Source organism: Leisingera sp. ANG-M1 (assembly GCF_000813745.1).
Classification (GTDB): Bacteria; Pseudomonadota; Alphaproteobacteria; order Rhodobacterales; family Rhodobacteraceae; genus Leisingera.
In genome coordinates, this window is the sequence record NZ_JWLC01000013.1 from 214,094 (window position 1) to 230,050 (window position 15,957).

The 15,957-nt window shown below is 61.4% G+C and carries 15 protein-coding genes and 1 pseudogene; 7 read left to right on the forward strand and 9 right to left on the reverse strand.

Annotated elements, in window-relative coordinates; all coding sequences use genetic code 11:
• Positions 1-120: 120 nt before the first annotated feature.
• Positions 121-996: a phosphoserine phosphatase SerB gene (serB, locus tag RA19_RS11940; RefSeq protein WP_039162793.1), complete on the reverse strand. Its 876-nt coding sequence runs from the start codon at positions 994-996 to the stop codon at positions 121-123.
• Positions 997-1,275: 279 nt separating this feature from the next.
• On the opposite strand from serB, the gene RA19_RS11945 reads away from it, so the two are divergent.
• The 4 genes from RA19_RS11945 (at position 1,276) to RA19_RS11960 (ending at position 5,544) form a co-directional block, all read left to right on the forward strand.
• Positions 1,276-2,430, forward strand: coding sequence for a phosphoserine transaminase (locus RA19_RS11945; RefSeq protein ID WP_039162795.1), 1,155 nt, complete (start codon positions 1,276-1,278; stop codon positions 2,428-2,430).
• Between the two features lie 76 nt (positions 2,431-2,506).
• Positions 2,507-4,102, forward strand: coding sequence for a phosphoglycerate dehydrogenase (gene serA / locus RA19_RS11950; RefSeq protein WP_039162797.1), 1,596 nt, complete (start codon positions 2,507-2,509; stop codon positions 4,100-4,102).
• Positions 4,103-4,189: 87 nt separating this feature from the next.
• Positions 4,190-4,804 carry a hypothetical protein gene (locus RA19_RS11955; RefSeq protein WP_152615741.1) on the forward strand — a complete coding sequence of 205 codons (615 nt, stop codon included), beginning with the start codon at positions 4,190-4,192 and terminating at the stop codon, positions 4,802-4,804.
• An 11-nt stretch (positions 4,805-4,815) separates the two neighbouring features.
• Positions 4,816-5,544, forward strand: a complete 729-nt coding sequence (locus tag RA19_RS11960; RefSeq protein ID WP_039162802.1) for a metallophosphoesterase family protein — start codon at positions 4,816-4,818, stop codon at positions 5,542-5,544.
• Positions 5,545-5,625: 81 nt separating this feature from the next.
• Here RA19_RS11960 and tdh read toward each other — a convergent pair whose 3' ends face one another.
• Entirely contained in the window at positions 5,626-6,654 is a 1,029-nt protein-coding gene (tdh, locus tag RA19_RS11965; protein ID WP_039162984.1) for an L-threonine 3-dehydrogenase, read from the reverse strand.
• Between the two features lie 17 nt (positions 6,655-6,671).
• Complete coding sequence (locus RA19_RS11970; protein ID WP_039162803.1) at positions 6,672-7,856, reverse strand: glycine C-acetyltransferase; 1,185 nt, start codon at positions 7,854-7,856, stop codon at positions 6,672-6,674.
• Positions 7,857-8,021: 165 nt separating this feature from the next.
• On the opposite strand from RA19_RS11970, the gene RA19_RS11975 reads away from it, so the two are divergent.
• Complete coding sequence (locus RA19_RS11975) at positions 8,022-8,423, forward strand: VOC family protein (protein ID WP_039162804.1); 402 nt, start codon at positions 8,022-8,024, stop codon at positions 8,421-8,423.
• 66 nt (positions 8,424-8,489) lie between these two features.
• On the opposite strand, the gene RA19_RS11980 is transcribed toward RA19_RS11975, so the two are convergent.
• Entirely contained in the window at positions 8,490-8,696 is a 207-nt protein-coding gene (locus tag RA19_RS11980; RefSeq protein WP_039125638.1) for a cold-shock protein, read from the reverse strand.
• A gap of 398 nt (positions 8,697-9,094) precedes the next feature.
• Between RA19_RS11980 and RA19_RS26565 the strand changes: the two genes are divergently transcribed.
• Positions 9,095-9,544: a hypothetical protein gene (locus tag RA19_RS26565; RefSeq protein WP_152615742.1), complete on the forward strand. Its 450-nt coding sequence runs from the start codon at positions 9,095-9,097 to the stop codon at positions 9,542-9,544.
• Between the two features lie 61 nt (positions 9,545-9,605).
• On the opposite strand, the gene RA19_RS11985 is transcribed toward RA19_RS26565, so the two are convergent.
• Positions 9,606-10,172, reverse strand: a complete 567-nt coding sequence (locus tag RA19_RS11985) for a helix-turn-helix domain-containing protein (RefSeq protein ID WP_039162808.1) — start codon at positions 10,170-10,172, stop codon at positions 9,606-9,608.
• 193 nt (positions 10,173-10,365) lie between these two features.
• On the opposite strand from RA19_RS11985, the gene RA19_RS11990 reads away from it, so the two are divergent.
• Positions 10,366-11,541, forward strand: a complete 1,176-nt coding sequence (locus RA19_RS11990) for an acetyl-CoA C-acyltransferase family protein (RefSeq protein ID WP_039162811.1) — start codon at positions 10,366-10,368, stop codon at positions 11,539-11,541.
• Positions 11,542-11,606: 65 nt separating this feature from the next.
• Here the strand turns inward: RA19_RS11990 and RA19_RS11995 are convergent, their stop codons facing one another.
• The 4 genes and pseudogenes from RA19_RS11995 to ubiE all read right to left on the reverse strand — a co-directional run.
• Positions 11,607-11,996: a response regulator gene (locus tag RA19_RS11995; RefSeq protein ID WP_039162813.1), complete on the reverse strand. Its 390-nt coding sequence runs from the start codon at positions 11,994-11,996 to the stop codon at positions 11,607-11,609.
• Positions 11,989-13,428, reverse strand: a complete 1,440-nt coding sequence (locus RA19_RS12000) for a sensor histidine kinase (protein WP_193748260.1) — start codon at positions 13,426-13,428, stop codon at positions 11,989-11,991. The genes RA19_RS11995 and RA19_RS12000 overlap by 8 nt, the downstream gene beginning before the upstream one ends.
• A 247-nt stretch (positions 13,429-13,675) precedes the next feature.
• Positions 13,676-15,205 carry a 2-polyprenylphenol 6-hydroxylase gene (gene ubiB, locus RA19_RS12005; protein ID WP_039162816.1) on the reverse strand — a complete coding sequence of 510 codons (1,530 nt, stop codon included), beginning with the start codon at positions 15,203-15,205 and terminating at the stop codon, positions 13,676-13,678.
• Between the two features lie 3 nt (positions 15,206-15,208).
• Positions 15,209-15,955: pseudogene (gene ubiE / locus RA19_RS12010) on the reverse strand (bifunctional demethylmenaquinone methyltransferase/2-methoxy-6-polyprenyl-1,4-benzoquinol methylase UbiE); the annotation flags it as partial.
• Positions 15,956-15,957: the final 2 nt, after the last annotated feature.

Consider the following 15,957-nt stretch of genomic DNA (forward strand, 5'->3'; position numbering starts at 1 on the left):
CTGAGCCTGGCCCAAGGCCGCCAAGGGGTGGCTGCGACAGCAGCCACATCTGCGGCCGCGGGAGTGCCCCGTTTCCTGTATCTGGTGCAATTGGCACGGCAGACAGAGCTGCTGGCTGGTTCAGCCTTTGAACGCGTTCTGATTGTAGCCTTGAATATAGAGCAGTGCAGTCAGGTCGCCGTGGTTGATGCGAATACCGCATTCCGCTGCAACTGAAGGCTTGGCGTGCAGCGCAACGCCTGCACCAGCGCGTTTCAGCATGCCGAGATCATTGGCGCCGTCGCCCACGGCCATCACTTCGGCTTCACCGATCCCAAGCCGTGCGGTGATCTGCTCCAATGCCTCCACCTTGGCCTCGCGGCCAAGGATGGGTCGGCCTGCCTCTCCGGTCAGCTTTCCGTCTTCCGTCAGCAGCGTGTTAGCGCGGTTCTCGTCAAAGCCCAGCTCCGCTGCCACCTGCGCAGTAAACGCGGTGAATCCGCCCGAAACCAATGCTGCATAGGCGCCCTGTGCCTTCATCGTCGCCAGCAGCTGTCTGGCGCCGGGCATCAGGGTGATGCGCTCGGCCAGCACCTTGGCAATCACCGTCTCGGGCAGCCCTCTAAGCAGCCCGACCCGTTCTGTCAGCGCGCCTTCGAAGTCCAATTCACCGTTCATCGCCCGCGCGGTGGTCTCCTTGACCCGGGCACCGACCCCCGCCTCCTCGGCTAGCTCGTCAATGCATTCCTGCTGGATCATGGTCGAGTCCATATCGGCCAGCAGCATCTTTTTCCGGCGCCCCTCAGCGGCCTGAATGACCAGATCCACCCCCATCTGCTGCAGGTCCTGCCAGATCTCCCATCGGTTGTCTGGCATCTGCTCCAAAGGAAATTCTGCCGCCACGCCCAGAGCCAGCCAATCGGCCTCGCCACCGCCCCAGGCATTGCGCAGCGATTCGATCAGTGCAGGCTCCAGCACCGGGCTGGCAGGGTTGCAGAGCAGGGTGGCAACATACATCGGCGGGCTCCATTCCGTTTGGATTCCCTTTGTCATAGCGGCCCGTTTCCGGATCGGCCAGCCTGACGGAAACCGTCAAAAACAGGGGCCGTTATAAGGCAGGCCGCTTGCCCTCATTTTGAAGCGGTTGTTTCCGATGGTGGAAAAATGTGTCGCAAAAAGCGTTTCATTGGCCGTATTTCTCCAAGTTTTCGGTTGCGTGCCGCGCTGCAGCACCCTAGCTCTGAGGGCGGGACACCCCTCCCCAACGAGGGGCGCTTATCTGGAAGGGTAGCATTTATGGCTATTGAACAACCGGCATCGCGGCCGGCCAATCCGCGTTTTTCCTCGGGGCCTTGCGCCAAACCTCCTGTCTTTGATGTTGCCAAACTTGCCGGTGCGCCGCTGGGCCGCTCGCATCGTGCTGCAGTGGGCAAAGAGCGCCTGAAGGCGGCAATCGAAGGCACCCGCGAAATCCTGAACATCCCCGCCGATTACAAGATCGGCATCGTTCCGGCCTCGGACACCGGCGCGGTGGAAATGGCGATGTGGAACCTGCTGGGCGCCCGCGGGGTCGAGATGCTGGCCTGGGAAAGCTTCGGCTCCGGCTGGGTGACCGATGTGGTGAAACAGCTGAAGCTGGACGCCACCGTCAAAACCGCCGATTACGGCCAGATTGTGGACCTCTCCACCGTCGATTTCGCAAATGACGTTGTCTTCACCTGGAATGGCACCACTTCCGGTGTCCGGGTTCCCAATGGCGATTGGATCGCGGCGGACCGCGAAGGGCTGACAATCTGCGATGCGACGTCCGCGGCCTTCGCGCAAAACCTGCCCTGGGACAAGCTGGATGTGACCACTTTCTCCTGGCAGAAGGTGCTAGGCGGCGAAGCGGCTCACGGCATGCTGATCCTGTCTCCGCGTGCCGTGGAGCGGCTGGAAAGCTACACCCCCGCCTGGCCTCTGCCCAAAATCTTCCGCCTGACCAAGGGCGGCAAGCTGATCGAAGGCATTTTCCAGGGCGCCACCATCAACACGCCCTCGATGCTGGCTGTGGAAGATTACCTGCTGGCGCTGGACTGGGCCCGCTCGATCGGCGGGCTGGAAGGCCTGCGCGAACGCGCCTATGCCAACCTCGCCGCGGTTCAGAGCTTCGTGCAGGACAACCCTTGGATCTCCTTCCTGGCAGAACAGCCGGAACATCGTTCCAACACCTCTGTCTGCCTCAAATTCACCGACCCGCGCATCCAGGATGGCGCTGCCTTTGCCAAGGCCGTTGCCAAACGGTTGGAAACCGAAGGCGTGGCCTACGACATCGGTGCCTACCGCGACGCGCCTCCGGGCCTGCGGATCTGGTGCGGCGGCACGGTGGAAGCCACCGATGTGGCGGCGCTGATGCCCTGGATCAAATGGGCCTTTGAGGCCGAGATCGCAGCCCAGACCGAAGCGGCCTGAACGGCTTCTTGACTGATCAGGAGCGCGCCCGAACCCGCGCTCCCACTTAGACCCTGCTATCAAAGGACCCAAACCCATGGCTCCCAAAGTACTCGTCTCCGACAAGCTCTCGGAAACCGCCGTTCAGATCTTCCGCGATCGCGGCATTGATGTCGATTTCCTGCCCGACGTCGGCAAGGACAAGGACAAGCTGGCTGAAATCATCGGCCAATACGATGGCCTCGCCATCCGCTCTGCCACCAAGGTGACTGAAAAGATCCTGGAGAAGGCGGACAACCTCAAGGTCGTCGGCCGTGCCGGCATCGGCACCGACAATGTCGACAAGGAGGCGGCCTCCAAACGCGGCGTGATCGTGATGAACACGCCGTTCGGCAACATGATCACCACCGCCGAACATGCCATCGCCATGATGTTCGCGGTTGCCCGCCAACTGCCCGAGGCCTCGGCCTCGACCCATGCCGGCAAATGGGAAAAGTCGAAATTCATGGGGGTTGAGCTGACTGGCAAGACCCTGGGTGTGATCGGTGCCGGCAATATCGGCGGTATCGTCTGCGACCGTGCCCGCGGCCTCAAGATGAAGGTTGCGGCCTATGACCCCTATCTGAGCACTGAAAAAGCCGACAAGATGGGCGTCGAAAAGGTCGAACTCGACGAGCTGCTGGCGCGCGCCGATTTCATCACCCTGCATGTGCCGCTGACCGACCAGACCCGTAATATCCTGTCCAAGGAGAACCTGGCAAAGACCAAGAAGGGCGTGCGCATTATCAACTGTGCCCGCGGCGGCCTGGTGGATGAGGCCGCGCTGGCGGAACTCCTCACCTCCGGCCATGTGGCTGGTGCGGCATTCGATGTGTTCTCGGTCGAGCCGGCCAAGGAAAACGCCCTGTTTGGCCTGCCCAACGTGGTCTGCACTCCGCATCTGGGCGCCGCCACAACCGAGGCGCAGGAAAACGTTGCCCTGCAGGTGGCCGAGCAGATGTCCAACTACCTGCTGACCGGCGCCGTCGAAAACGCGCTCAACATGCCGTCAGTCACGGCTGAGGAAGCCAAGGTCATGGGCCCCTGGATCAAACTGGCCGACCACCTGGGCTCCTTCGTGGGCCAGATGACCGACGAGCCGATCAAGGCGATCAACATCCTTTACGATGGGGTGGCTGCAGGCATGAACCTAGACGCGCTGAACTGTGCGGTGATTGCCGGCATCATGAAGCGTTCCAACCCCGAGGTGAACATGGTCTCCGCGCCTGTGGTCGCCAAGGAGCGCGGCATTCAGATTTCAACCACCAATCAGGACAAGTCCGGTTCGTTTGATGGGTATATCAAAGTGACTGCGGTGACTTCCAAGCGCGAGCGTTCGGTCGCGGGCACCGTTTTCTCCGACAGCAAGCCGCGGTTCATCCAGATCAAGGGCATCAACATCGAGGCCGATGTGGGCGCGCATATGCTCTACACCACCAACGAGGATGTGCCGGGCATCATCGGCACCCTTGGCCACACCCTGGGCGACCACGGCGTCAACATCGCCAACTTCACCCTGGGCCGGGCCGAGGCGGGCGGAGAAGCCATTGCGCTCCTCTACGTCGACGAACAGGTGCCGGCCGAGGCCCGGGCCAAACTGGCGGAAACCGGGCTGTTCAACCAGATCAAGCCGCTGGAATTCGACGTCGCCTGAGTGCGGCGATGAAAAACAGGGAAACCGCTCTTCATCAGGGGCGGTTTCTCAACTAGCCTGCAGCCATTGATTTTTCTCAGTGATTTGATGGCCCAGGAAAAACCGTTTTCCCCGTTGCAGCCTTTGGTAAAACTGGCCCTCCCTGTTTTCGGGGCCGGCTATGCTGTTCTGCTTTGCTTTCAGGCAGGATTCCCAATTGATCCCGCCGAAATGATGCAGCTTGCGCTGGCCGCCGCCTTGGTTGGCGTCAATGCCTGGAAGGCGGATGCGTGGCCCTCTGGAAAGCGGCAGCCGGATGATTACCGGATTGCCAGTCTCCTGTTTTACTGGGCGCTTTGGGGGGCGGGGTTGCTGCTGTCCAGGGTCTTTGACCCAGTGCAGGGGATCAATGCCGCTGTGACGTTTGGATTAGGGATGGGAATAACCAACGGAGTCCTTGCCCGGCCGCGCGACGGCCAGCCTGTAATTGATGAAAGCCGCCTGCCGCGTATTCTTCTTTTGCTCTTGTCTGCGTTCGCAGCCTTGATCGGCACTTTGATTTGGACGAAAGACGTGGTGCTTGCAGTCCTGCTTGGCAATGCGGTTCTGTTTCTGCTGCCTGATCCGGGAAGCCGCGTCGAATCCGACGGATGGCGGCGGCTGCGCCAAGCGGTGTTCATTACTCTTTTGCTGGCTGCAGGAGCCAGTACAGCACGGATCTGAAAGGGGCTGACATGCCACAACCAGTGTACGCCATCGGAGATATCCACGGCCAGCTGGCCATGCTCGAAGATGCACTGCAGCGGATCGAGGCCGACGGCGGCCCGGACGCACGCATCGTTTTCCTGGGCGATTACACTGACCGCGGGCCGGACAGCCGCGGGGTGATCGAGCGGCTGATGCAGGGCCAGGCCGCGGGCCGCAGCTGGATCTGCCTAAAAGGCAACCACGACCGGATGTTCTCGATGTTCCTGGAGGAGTATCCGCGCAATGACTCCCAGCTTCTGATCGGCTATCACTGGCTGCATGAACGGCTGGGCGGCATCGAGACCCTGCAGTCCTACGGCGTGGATGTGGCCGAAGGGGACCGGATCTACCAGGTCCACAAACGCGCCCGTGGCGCGGTGCCGCAAGCGCATCTGACCTTCCTGGCAGGTCTGAAACCTTTCCATCAGGAAGGGGAACTGCTGTTTGTCCACGCAGGAATCCGCCCCGGCTTGCAGCTGGAAGAGCAAAGTGAAGACGACCTGATTTGGATTCGCCAGGAATTCCTAAAGGACGAGCGCGTGCACCCCTGGCTGGTGGTTCATGGCCATACTCCAGCCAAGCAGGCCGAACACCGGGTGAACCGGATCAACCTCGACAGCGGCGCCGGCTACGGCCGCCCGCTCACCGCTGCGGTCTTCGAAGGCCGTGGCTGCTGGCTGCTGACAGATCAGGGCCGGGTGCCGCTGACCCCTTAAACCTTCCAGCTTCTTTCTGGTCAAAAATACTCTGGGGGTGAGCGCCGAAGGCGCGAGGGGGCAAAGCCCCCCTCAACAGTCTCAGAACCAGTTCAGTACCACCTTGCCGCTGGACCCCGATTTCATCGCCGCAAAGCCTTCGGCAAACTCATCGACGCCGAACCGGTGGGTGATCACCCGGCTCACATCCAGCCCGTTCTGCAGCATGGCGATCATCTTGTACCAGGTCTCGAACATCTCACGGCCATAGACGCCCTTGATGGTGATCGCCTTGAACACGATGCGGCTCCAATCCACCGGCGATTTCCCCGGCGGAATTCCCAAAAGCGCAATCTTGCCGCCCATCACCAGCGCCTCGACCATCTGATCCAGTGCTGCCTGGTTACCTGACATTTCCAGTCCGACGTCAAACCCCTGGGTCATGCCCAGCTCATGGATCACATCCTGCAGCTCTTCCCGCGCCACATTCACGGCCCGCACCGTCGGCACCACGTGTTCGGCGAGTTTCAGACGATCCGGGTTGATATCGGTGATCACCACATGCCGCGCCCCGGCATGGCGCGCCACCGCTGCTGCCATGATGCCGATCGGCCCTGCGCCGGTGATCAGCACATCCTCGCCCAGCAGATCAAAGCTCAAGGCGGTATGCACCGCATTTCCCAGCGGATCGAGGATCGCACCGATTTCATCCGGCACGTCATCCGGCAGCGGCACCACGTTAAAAGCAGGCAGCTTCAGATACTGGGCAAAGGCGCCCTGCTCATTCACCCCGATGCCGCGGGTGCCGGGATCCAGATGGAATTTGCCGGCCCGGGACTGGCGCGAGTCATGCTCGATCAGGTGCCCCTCGCCCGAGCAGCGCTGGCCGATCTCCAGCCCGGTCACATCCTTGCCCAGCTCGACGATCTCGCCGGCAAACTCATGGCCGGTGATCAGCGGCACCGGCACCGTATGCGCGGCCCATTCGTCCCAGTTCCAGATGTGGATGTCGGTGCCGCAGATGCCGGTCTTCTTGACCTTGATCAGCACCTCGTCGGGGCCGATCTCCGGCACCGGCGCCTGGACCATCCACAGGCCTTCCTGCGGATGGCTTTTCTCCAGCGCCTTCATCGTGTTCGGACGGCTCATCAGATCACTCCCAGTTCCTTGCCGACCTTCGCGAATGCCGCTAGCGCCCGGTCCAGTTCTTCCCGGGTCAGAGCCGCATTCATCTGCGTCCGGATCCGCGCCTGGCCGCGCGGCACCACCGGGAAGAAGAAGCCGGAGACATAGACGCCCTCGTCAAACAGCCGCGCCGCCATGTCCTGCGCCAGCTGCGCCTCGCCCAGCATCACGGGGATGATCGGATGCTCGCCGGGCAGCAGATCAAAACCTAGCTTTTCCAGTCCATCCCGCCAGTAGCGCGCGTTTTCGAACAGCTGCGCCCGCAGCCCGTCCCCTTCTTCCACCAGCCGGATCGCTTCCAGCCCGGCAGCAACAATCGATGGCGGCAGCGAATTGGAGAACAGATAGGGCCGCGCCCGCTGCCGCAGCAGGTCGATCACTGGCTGCGGCCCGGCGATATAACCGCCGATGGCCCCCCCAAGTGCTTTGCCCAAAGTCCCCGTCAGGATGTCCACGTCCACCCCGAAATGCTCCGGCGTGCCGGCGCCCGTCGCCCCCATGAAGCCGGTGGCGTGGCAGTCATCCACCATCACAACCGCATCGTATTTGTCCGCCAGTGCCCGGATTTCCGGCAGTTTCGCCAGATAGCCGTCCATCGAGAACACGCCGTCGGTTGCGATCATGATATGGCGCGCGCCGTCTTCACGGGCCTGCTTCAGCCAGGCCTCCAAGTCGTTCATATCGCTGTTCAGGTAGCGGTAGCGCTTGGCCTTGCACAGGCGCACCCCATCGATGATCGACGCATGGTTCAGCGAGTCCGAGATAATCGCATCCTCCGGCCCCAAGAGCGGCTCGAACAGCCCGCCGTTGGCGTCAAAGCAGGCCGCGAACAGGATCGCGTCATCCTTGCCCAGAAACTTTGCCAAACGCTGCTCCAGCTCCCGGTGAATGTCCTGTGTGCCGCAGATGAACCGCACCGAGGCCATGCCGAACCCCTTCGGCTCCATCGCGTCCTTGGCCGCCTGGATCAGGGCAGGGTGGTCCGCCAGCCCCAGATAGTTGTTGGCACAGAGGTTGATTACGGCCCGGTCCCCGACTGTGATCTCGCCCCCCTGCGGGGAGGTGATCATTCGCTCACGTTTATACAGTCCCTCACCCTCAATCTGGGCCAGCGTGTTGGAGATGTCGGTCAGAAATGCGTTGGACATGAGCAAACTCCCTGGATGTCTCGAGTCGCGTGTCTAGCATAGCGGACGTGTTTCCGGAATACAGGAATTCATTATCCCGGAAAAAAATCCGTGAAACTGGAACATCTGGGTGAAATTCCACCAAACCGACCTATCTGCCCCGGCAGCTGAAGGAAGGAGACAGTCATGGCGCGGATTACAGGCATCGGCGGGGTATTCATCAAGGCGAGTGGGGACGCCAAGGCGCTGGCCGCATGGTACCGCGATCATCTGGGATTGGAGCTCAATGACTTCGGCGGTGCCATACTGCACTGGCAGGATGACACGGCCGAGGACGGCGGCCTCACCGTCTGGGGCACCGCGGATCCGGACGGCACCTGGTTCAGCCCCAGCACCGCCTCTTTCATGATCAACTACCGGGTCGACGATATGGATGGCATGATCACGCAGCTGACCAAGGCGGGCATCCCGATCCTGCAAGGCCCCGAGGCCCACGAAAACGGGCGTTTCGCCTGGATCATGGACCCGGAGGGCAACAAGGTTGAGCTGTGGGAGCCCAAACTCTGGAACGAAAAGAACAAGGGCTGACTGCTCGAAACGCAAAACGCGACCCCCTTTCGGGAGCCGCGTTTCAAAACCGCTAAGCTGTAAAGCTTAGTCCAGCGACAGGTTCACTGCCGACTCGCGGCCGTCACGGCCGGGTTCGATGTCGAAAGTGACTTTCTGGTTGTCCGCCAGGCCGGTCAGGCCGGAACGCTCAACAGCGGAAATGTGCACGAACACATCTTTGCTGCCGCCGTCGGGTGCGATGAAGCCGTAGCCTTTGGTGGTGTTGAACCATTTTACGGTGCCGGTGGCCATATCCGTAGTCTCCTAAAGTTTTTGCTGCCCGCGTCGGTGCGGCAGCCTGGCGTAGTCGGTCTGGATCGAGAGACTGAAAACGCCGGTGACGGGGAGACAGTGGATCGACAAGAATAACGTAAGCGCCCTTCATATGGGCCGTGGGGGTGAGTCTTTCAAGGCGTTTGTTCACAAAGACTTGTTCCACGGGCTAACTACTGCTGTCTGACCGGAAGCCGGCGCCGGGAAAACGCGGCTCTGAATGTCAAAGTATGTTTCTTGAACATTGTCTTCGCTGGAGGCCAAAATGCATTCATACTCGGGCTAACAGTTTTCTTGTGAAGACATTGATAATGAAGAGATTCAGATATTTTTCAGATATTGGGCCATCGCCTGAATCGGCTTTTCGGAGCATTGTGATGCCGGCACTCACCACTTTGCTCGTTTCGGGATGCAGCGGTCAGCCTCTTCATAAGCCGCTTCCACAGACATACGAACCTTTCGATGACCGTCCGGATCTCCAGCTGACTTTTCAGCATAAAATTGCTGTCGTGAAAGGAACTGTAAGACACTTCAATGAAGATGGATCACAAGCAACACACCACTTTGTTCCGGTTGAGACGGTAACCGACAGAAACACTTACGTACTCTCAGTAACTCCGGCGCAGTTGGATATCGAAGCGGTCTCAGACGTCTTGGCGTTGGCGCGGGCTGCTGAGCAGTACTGCGAGGACGCCGGGCTTGTTGCCGTATCTGCGGGATTGAACCTGTTTGCGGCCGGCGAAGAAACACTACTGGTTGAGAAATGCGTTCCGCAACCGGTTATTCTGCCGCCTTGGTATAAGTCTGGAGACCGGGTTCCACGCTAGGAAAAGCCAGTCTCTATGTGATTAGGCTTAACCGTTCAGGGAATTTCTAAGCTGTCTTCCCTCAAGCATTCTTCACAATCAGAAACACCCGCGCAGGCCCCTCGGGCGCGGAGATCGAATGCGCGACGTCGGCGGCATAGCGGGCAGTGTCGCCGGCCTGCAGATGGTCCTTGGCATTGCCGGAACTGACCGCGATCTCGCCCTCCAGCACCGTCAGCTGCTCCATCGCGCCGCGGGTGTGGGGCTGGCTGGTCAGCGCGCCGCCTTTATCGAAGCGGATATCATAGACCTCATGCCCGCCGGCCTCTTCCGGCGGCGACAGGATGCGGATGCGGCAGCCCTGGCCCATGTTCTCGATCTTGGGCACGTCCGCGGCGCGCAGCACCTCGATCCGGTCTTTCATGTCGCCCGCTTCCAGCAGGCCGGCAAAATCCACCTGCAGCGCGCGCGTGAGGTTCCACAGCGTCGCAATGGTGGGGGAGCTTTCGCCGCGTTCGATCTGGCTCACCATCGAGCGGCTGACGCCGGAGAGATTGGCCACCGCCTCCAGGCTCAGGCCCTGGGCGCGGCGGGCCTCTTTCAGGCGGGCGGGCAGCAGGGTCAGGATATCGTCTGTGTTTTCCGTCATGACGGATTCTCTGCGCCGGCGGGGCGGGTTTGTCAAATGCTCTGGTTATTGGCGATGCTGCGCCGCAGCGGTGCACAGGGGGTGTACAAGGGGTGCACGGCAGGTGACGCGGCGTTGTGGTGACGGCACGTCCGGGCAGACAGGTCCATGCTGCGGGTGCATAGTGGCGGTAGACCTGAGGAGGAATGAGACAATGACCGACATCGTGATCCTGGACGGCGCCCGCACCGCTATCGGCACTTTTGGCGGCGCTCTGGCGGGCACCGCGCCCATCGACCTGGCTGCAACCGTCTCCAAGGCGGCGCTGGAGCGCTCAGGCGTCGAGGGCGGCCAGATCGGCCATGTGGTGTTCGGCCACATCATCAATACCGAGCCCCGCGACATGTACCTGAGCCGGGTTGCTGCGATGCAGGCAGGGGTGCCGGATGCGGTGCCGGCGATGAACGTGAACCGGCTGTGCGGTTCCGGCGTGCAGGCAATTGTCTCGGCCTTTCAATCGCTTGCCATGGGCGATGCGGAGTTTGCCCTGGCGGGCGGCGCCGAGAACATGTCGCGCAGCCCTTACATCATCCAGCAGAGCCGCTGGGGGGCCAAAATGGGCGATGTGAAGTCGCTCGACATGATGCTGGGTGCGCTGAACTGCCCCTTCGGCACCGGCCACATGGGCGTCACGGCGGAAAATGTTGCCGATGAACACGGCATCACCCGCGAGGAGATGGACGCCTTTGCCCTCACCAGCCAGACCCGCGCTGCGGCTGCGATCGAGGCGGGGCACTTCCGCAGCCAGATCACGCCGGTAGACGTGAAAGTGAAACGTGATCTGGTGCCCTTTGAAGTGGATGAGCATCCGAAGGGCACGTCGCTGGAGAAACTGGCAGGGCTGAAGGCGGTGTTCCAGAAGGACGGCCGGGTAACCGCCGGAAATGCAAGCGGTATCAACGATGGTGCGGCGGCGATGGTGCTGGCAACCGCCACGGCTGCGGAGAAGGCGGGGCTGAAACCCAAGGCGCGGATCCTGGGCTATGCCCATGCCGGGGTGCGGCCGGAAGTGATGGGCATCGGGCCGGTCCCGGCGGTGCGCAACCTGCTGAATAAGACCGGCCTATCGGCTGGGGATTTCGATGTGATTGAATCGAACGAAGCCTTTGCGGCGCAGGCGCTTGCCGTGAACAAGGAGCTGGGTCTCGACCCGGCTAAGGTGAACCCGAATGGCGGCGCCATTGCACTTGGCCATCCGGTGGGGGCAACCGGGGCAATCATCACGTTGAAAACGCTTTATGAATTGGAGCGCACAGGAGGCTCGAAAGGGCTGGTCACCATGTGCATCGGCGGCGGCCAGGGTATCGCCCTGGCAATCGAGCGGCTTTAACAAGCTGCGGGCGGGTTTGCAGCCTGCCCGCAACCGCCGGTCCGGCGGCAATATGGGAAGGCCTGCTAGGCCGCCGCGCAGAATTTGTCTATCAGGTTCAGCAATTGCCCGGGTGTTACCGGTTTGGAAGCAAATCCGTTCATACCCAGCTGTTTGACAACAGCGTCGTCGTGGTAGGAGACATCCGCGGTCACTGCGACGATCGGCAGGCTTTGGGGCGGGTCCAGCGGCGCCTCGCGGATCTTTCGGGTTGCGTCAATTCCCGAGACCCGCGGCATGTGCAAATCCATCAGCACCAGCCCGAACTCGTTTGGCGCATTGTTCAGGATCTCAATGCTTTCCTGTCCGTCCTCGGCAATTTCCACATCCACGCCGAGAGCCAGAATAATCTCGCGCATCATATAGCGGGTGAACTCGTCGTTTTCGACAAGCAGGACTTTCCGCGGATTACGCATCGGCAGGTTCTTTCGTTATTGCCTCGGTTGGAAGCAGCAGTAGGAATTCGGTCGAAAAGCCATCGCTTGGAGGCTCCAGAAGCTCAAGGGACCCTCCCATCAGTTCTGCAATTCCGGAAGATATCGACAACCCGAGCCCCGATCCATCATGCTTTCGATTCAACCCCTGGTCAACTTGACTGAAGCGGTCAAAGACCAATTGGCGTTTGCTCCCAGGAATTCCCGAGCCGGTGTCACGGACGGAGACTGCTAGTTGCGCAGCCGGTCCTGGCCTGTCTTGAAGGCAAGGCGAGACAGCAATGCAAATCTGCCCCGAAGAGGCGAACTTGGCGGCATTGTCAGTCAGATTGCCGACAACCTGCGAAACGCGGGCGCCGTCCAGACGGTAGTGTTCTGCCAGATCGGGATGCATTTCGAGCGTGACGCTGATGGCATCGCCTTTTCCGCGCCGGTGGACTGCGGCCTTGCCGGTTTCCAGCCAATGATCTGCCAAAGCGCGGATATTGGTGCAGGACGGGCTGAACTCAACTGCATTGGCTTCCAGACGGGCGGCTTCCAATGTGTTGGTCAGCATCTCCAGCAGGTTCTGTCCGGCGGCGAGCCCGGCCTGGGCATGGCGGCGGGTCTTGGGAGCGGAGTCCGGGCTGATTTCGATCAGGTGCAGCAACCCTAGGATGGCGTTCAGCGGGGTGCGGATCTCATGGCTGAGCGTTGTCAGAAAAACGGTGCGGACCGACAGGGCTTCTGTGGCGGAAGCTTCAGCCTGTTTGCGGTCCTCGATTTCGCGCTCCATCTCAGAGAAGTGGCGGCTGATGCGCTCTTCATACTTGTTGACAGCCGCTGCGACCGTGTCCAGCTCGTCCTTCGGTGCCCGCCGAAGCCGCGGCAGCACCAATCCCCGCCTGGCTGTGGTGCCCGGGGTTTCGCCAAGATGGCGGGCAATGTGCAGCAGGTGCCGGGTGACCAGCAGGTGAAACACCAGAAGCATCCCCAGGGCGGCCAGATAAGCCTTGGTGATATTGGCTGCCAAAGTGGTCCAGAGCTGGGCCCAGATGCGCTGCTGCATTTTGCTGAAGTCCAGCGCAAAACTGATCGTGCCCACGTCCTGCGGGGCGTCTCCCGGCGGCGCATAAAGCAGCGGGTAGGTGGCATCGAACCGGTCCGGCTGCAGGGGGCCGACCTGCCATGCGTGGCCGGTCGGCGTGTCCAGCGACACTGCGCTGATGAAATCCCCGGCGGCTATGCCTTCGAGGATGGCCTGCACGATGTCCAGATTGAATTCCCAAAGCCCCCGGGAGAGCGGGTCGGACACGGTTTCTTTGACGAGCTGCAGGCTGGCAAAGGCTTCACGTTTTTGCGTTTCATAGCTGTAGTAGAGCTGTATCCCGGTGGAAAAGACCGAGAGCACCGAGCTGATAATCAGGGACGCCATCACGAGCCGCAGGCTCAGCCGGCTTTTCAAGAGGGCCATGAGCATGGCCATTGCCTAGCGCAAGGAACCGAGGGGAGGCAATTCCGCTCGAACGCTATGCTGCCTCGCAGATGGCAGGTGTTGTTGAAATCAGCCATTGCCTGGATGCAGGGCAAGGCTCCGGTGGGGGGCGCTGCCCCCTCGCGCCTGGCGGCGCTCCCCCCCGGGATGTTTTTAACCAGAAAGAAGCGGCAGGTGCTGCTTTGGGTCAGATCAGCAGCATAACCACGGCCAGCAGGCCCGCGCCGCCAGCGGCCCCCATAAGCGCCGGGGCCAGCCAGCCGGCACCGCCGCGGTTTTGAGAGCCGTTCTGCTGTGCCTGGGCAATCAGCGCTTGCTCGACCAGCGCAGGCAGGCGGGGGCCGAAACGCGCCATCACCTTGGCGGTGTCCAATAGGTCGGTGACTACCGCGCGCGGGCCGATGGACTTCTTGATGTAATCCTCGACCACCGGCCGGGCGGCTTCCCAGATGTTGATATGCGGGTCCAGCGAGCGGGCAACGCCTTCGACCACCACCATGGTGCGTTGCAGCAGGATCAGTTCGGTGCGGGTTTCCATGCCGAAACGTTCTGTGACTTCGAACAGATAGTTCAGCAGCCGCCCCATGGAAATTTGCGAGGCATCCATGCCGAAGATCGGTTCGCCCACTGCACGCAGGGCGCGGGCGAATTCATCAACGTCGCGGTTGGCTGGCACATAACCCGCCTCGAAATGCACCTCGGCCACGCGTTTGTAGTCGCGCTTGATAAAGCCATAAAGGATCTCGGCATAGACCCGGCGGGTGTACTCATCAATGTGGCCCATGATGCCGAAGTCATAGGCGATGATATCGCCGTTATTTGCGACCTTGAGGTTGCCCTGGTGCATGTCGGCGTGGAAGTAGCCATCGCGCAGCGCGTGGCGCAGGAACAGCGACAGCACCCGGTCGGCCAGCACCTTGCGGTCATGGCCTGCTGCGTCCAGCGCGTCGTTGTCGCCCAGCGGTACGCCATCAGCCCAGCCCATGGTCATCACCCGGCGGGCAGAATAGCCCCAGCGGATTTCCGGCAGCTGGAAACCTTCGTCCTTGGCGGTGTTGGCCGCGAATTCCGAGGCGGCGGCGCTTTCCAGCCGCAGGTCCAGCTCACCTTGCACAACGCCGTCAAAATGCTCGATCACATCCATCGGTTTCAGACGGCGCGCGCCGGGTGCAAACAGATCCACGATGCGGGCGGCGAAATAGAAGGCGTCCACATCCTTGTTGAAAGCGCGTTCGATGCCGGGGCGGAGAACCTTGACGGCCACTTCCTCGCCAGTCTCAGCCAATGTGGCGCGGTGCACCTGGGCGATGGAGGCGGCGGCTACCGGATCGCTGAAGTCTGAGAAAATCTCGGAGGCGGGGCGGCCCAGTTCCTTTTCAACCTCGGCCAACGCCTCAGCGCGGGAGAATGGCGGCAGCTTGTCCTGCAGCACACGCAGCTGATTGGCCAAATCCTTGCCCACGACGTCCGGACGGGTCGAAAGCACCTGACCGAATTTGATATAGGCCGGCCCCAGCGCGTTCAGCGCGCGGGTTTCTGGCGGCATGGCGGCATCGCCCTTGTAGCCCAGCCATTTGAACGGCCAGCCAAGGGTGCGGGCCAGGATGCGCAAGGGCTTGGGGGCCTCAAACGCCTCCAGTACCGAATGCATGGCGCCGGTGCGCTCGAAAGTGGCGCCTGTGCGGATCAGGCGCAGGATATTATGAGGGCCGCGCATGGATCAGATCTTCCAGCCGGAATGCAGGGCCGCGATGCCCATCGACAGGTTGCGGTACTTGGCGTTCCCGAACCCGGCCTTTTTGACCATGCTCAGGAAGGTCTCCTGATCGGGGAAGTTGCGGATCGATTCCACCAGATACTGATAGCTGTCGTAATCGCCGGCGATGATCTGTCCCATCCGCGGGATCACATTGAAGGAATAGAGGTCATAGAGCTTTTGCAACCCGTCGTTGGGCAACTGCGAGAACTCCAGCACCATCAGCCGCCCGCCGGGGCGCAGCACCCGGTAGGCCTCGTTCAGGGCCTCCTGCGGGCGGGTCACGTTCCGGATGCCGAAGGAGATGGTGTAGACGTCGAAAGTGTTGTCCTTGAACGGCAGCTTCATGGCGTCGCCGGTGACCCAGTCGAGGCTGTCGGCCATCTGCTCGGCCTCGGCGCGCTTGCGGCCTTCTTCCAGCATCGGGCGGGTGAGGTCGAGCACGGTGGAATGGCCGGAACCTGCGCGTTTTAGGAACCGAAAGGAAATGTCGCCGGTGCCGCCGGCTACATCCAGCAGCCGCTGGCCCGGGCGCGGCGCCAGCCAATCCATCATCGCGTCCTTCCAGACCCGGTGGATGCCCACGCTCATGACGTCGTTCATGATGTCGTATTTCGAGGCGACCGAGTTGAAGACCCCCTGCACGCGGCCTGCCTTCTCCTCCTCGCGGACGGTTTCGAAACCAAAGTGGGTGGTGTTTTCGCTCATGAGGC

What these genes read in the sequence shown, in the direction of transcription:
- serB (WP_039162793.1), bottom strand. Translation starts at nt 996, where the DNA reads ATGTATGTTGCCACCCTGCTCTGCAACCCTGCCAGCCCGGTGCTGGAG.
- RA19_RS11945 (WP_039162795.1), top strand. Translation starts at nt 1,276, where the DNA reads ATGGCTATTGAACAACCGGCATCGCGGCCGGCCAATCCGCGTTTTTCC.
- serA (WP_039162797.1), top strand. Translation starts at nt 2,507, where the DNA reads ATGGCTCCCAAAGTACTCGTCTCCGACAAGCTCTCGGAAACCGCCGTT.
- RA19_RS11955 (WP_152615741.1), top strand. Translation starts at nt 4,190, where the DNA reads ATGGCCCAGGAAAAACCGTTTTCCCCGTTGCAGCCTTTGGTAAAACTG.
- RA19_RS11960 (WP_039162802.1), top strand. Translation starts at nt 4,816, where the DNA reads ATGCCACAACCAGTGTACGCCATCGGAGATATCCACGGCCAGCTGGCC.
- tdh (WP_039162984.1), bottom strand. Translation starts at nt 6,654, where the DNA reads ATGAAGGCGCTGGAGAAAAGCCATCCGCAGGAAGGCCTGTGGATGGTC.
- RA19_RS11970 (WP_039162803.1), bottom strand. Translation starts at nt 7,856, where the DNA reads ATGTCCAACGCATTTCTGACCGACATCTCCAACACGCTGGCCCAGATT.
- RA19_RS11975 (WP_039162804.1), top strand. Translation starts at nt 8,022, where the DNA reads ATGGCGCGGATTACAGGCATCGGCGGGGTATTCATCAAGGCGAGTGGG.
- RA19_RS11980 (WP_039125638.1), bottom strand. Translation starts at nt 8,696, where the DNA reads ATGGCCACCGGCACCGTAAAATGGTTCAACACCACCAAAGGCTACGGC.
- RA19_RS26565 (WP_152615742.1), top strand. Translation starts at nt 9,095, where the DNA reads ATGCCGGCACTCACCACTTTGCTCGTTTCGGGATGCAGCGGTCAGCCT.
- RA19_RS11985 (WP_039162808.1), bottom strand. Translation starts at nt 10,172, where the DNA reads ATGACGGAAAACACAGACGATATCCTGACCCTGCTGCCCGCCCGCCTG.
- RA19_RS11990 (WP_039162811.1), top strand. Translation starts at nt 10,366, where the DNA reads ATGACCGACATCGTGATCCTGGACGGCGCCCGCACCGCTATCGGCACT.
- RA19_RS11995 (WP_039162813.1), bottom strand. Translation starts at nt 11,996, where the DNA reads ATGCGTAATCCGCGGAAAGTCCTGCTTGTCGAAAACGACGAGTTCACC.
- RA19_RS12000 (WP_193748260.1), bottom strand. Translation starts at nt 13,428, where the DNA reads ATGGCGTCCCTGATTATCAGCTCGGTGCTCTCGGTCTTTTCCACCGGG.
- ubiB (WP_039162816.1), bottom strand. Translation starts at nt 15,205, where the DNA reads ATGCGCGGCCCTCATAATATCCTGCGCCTGATCCGCACAGGCGCCACT.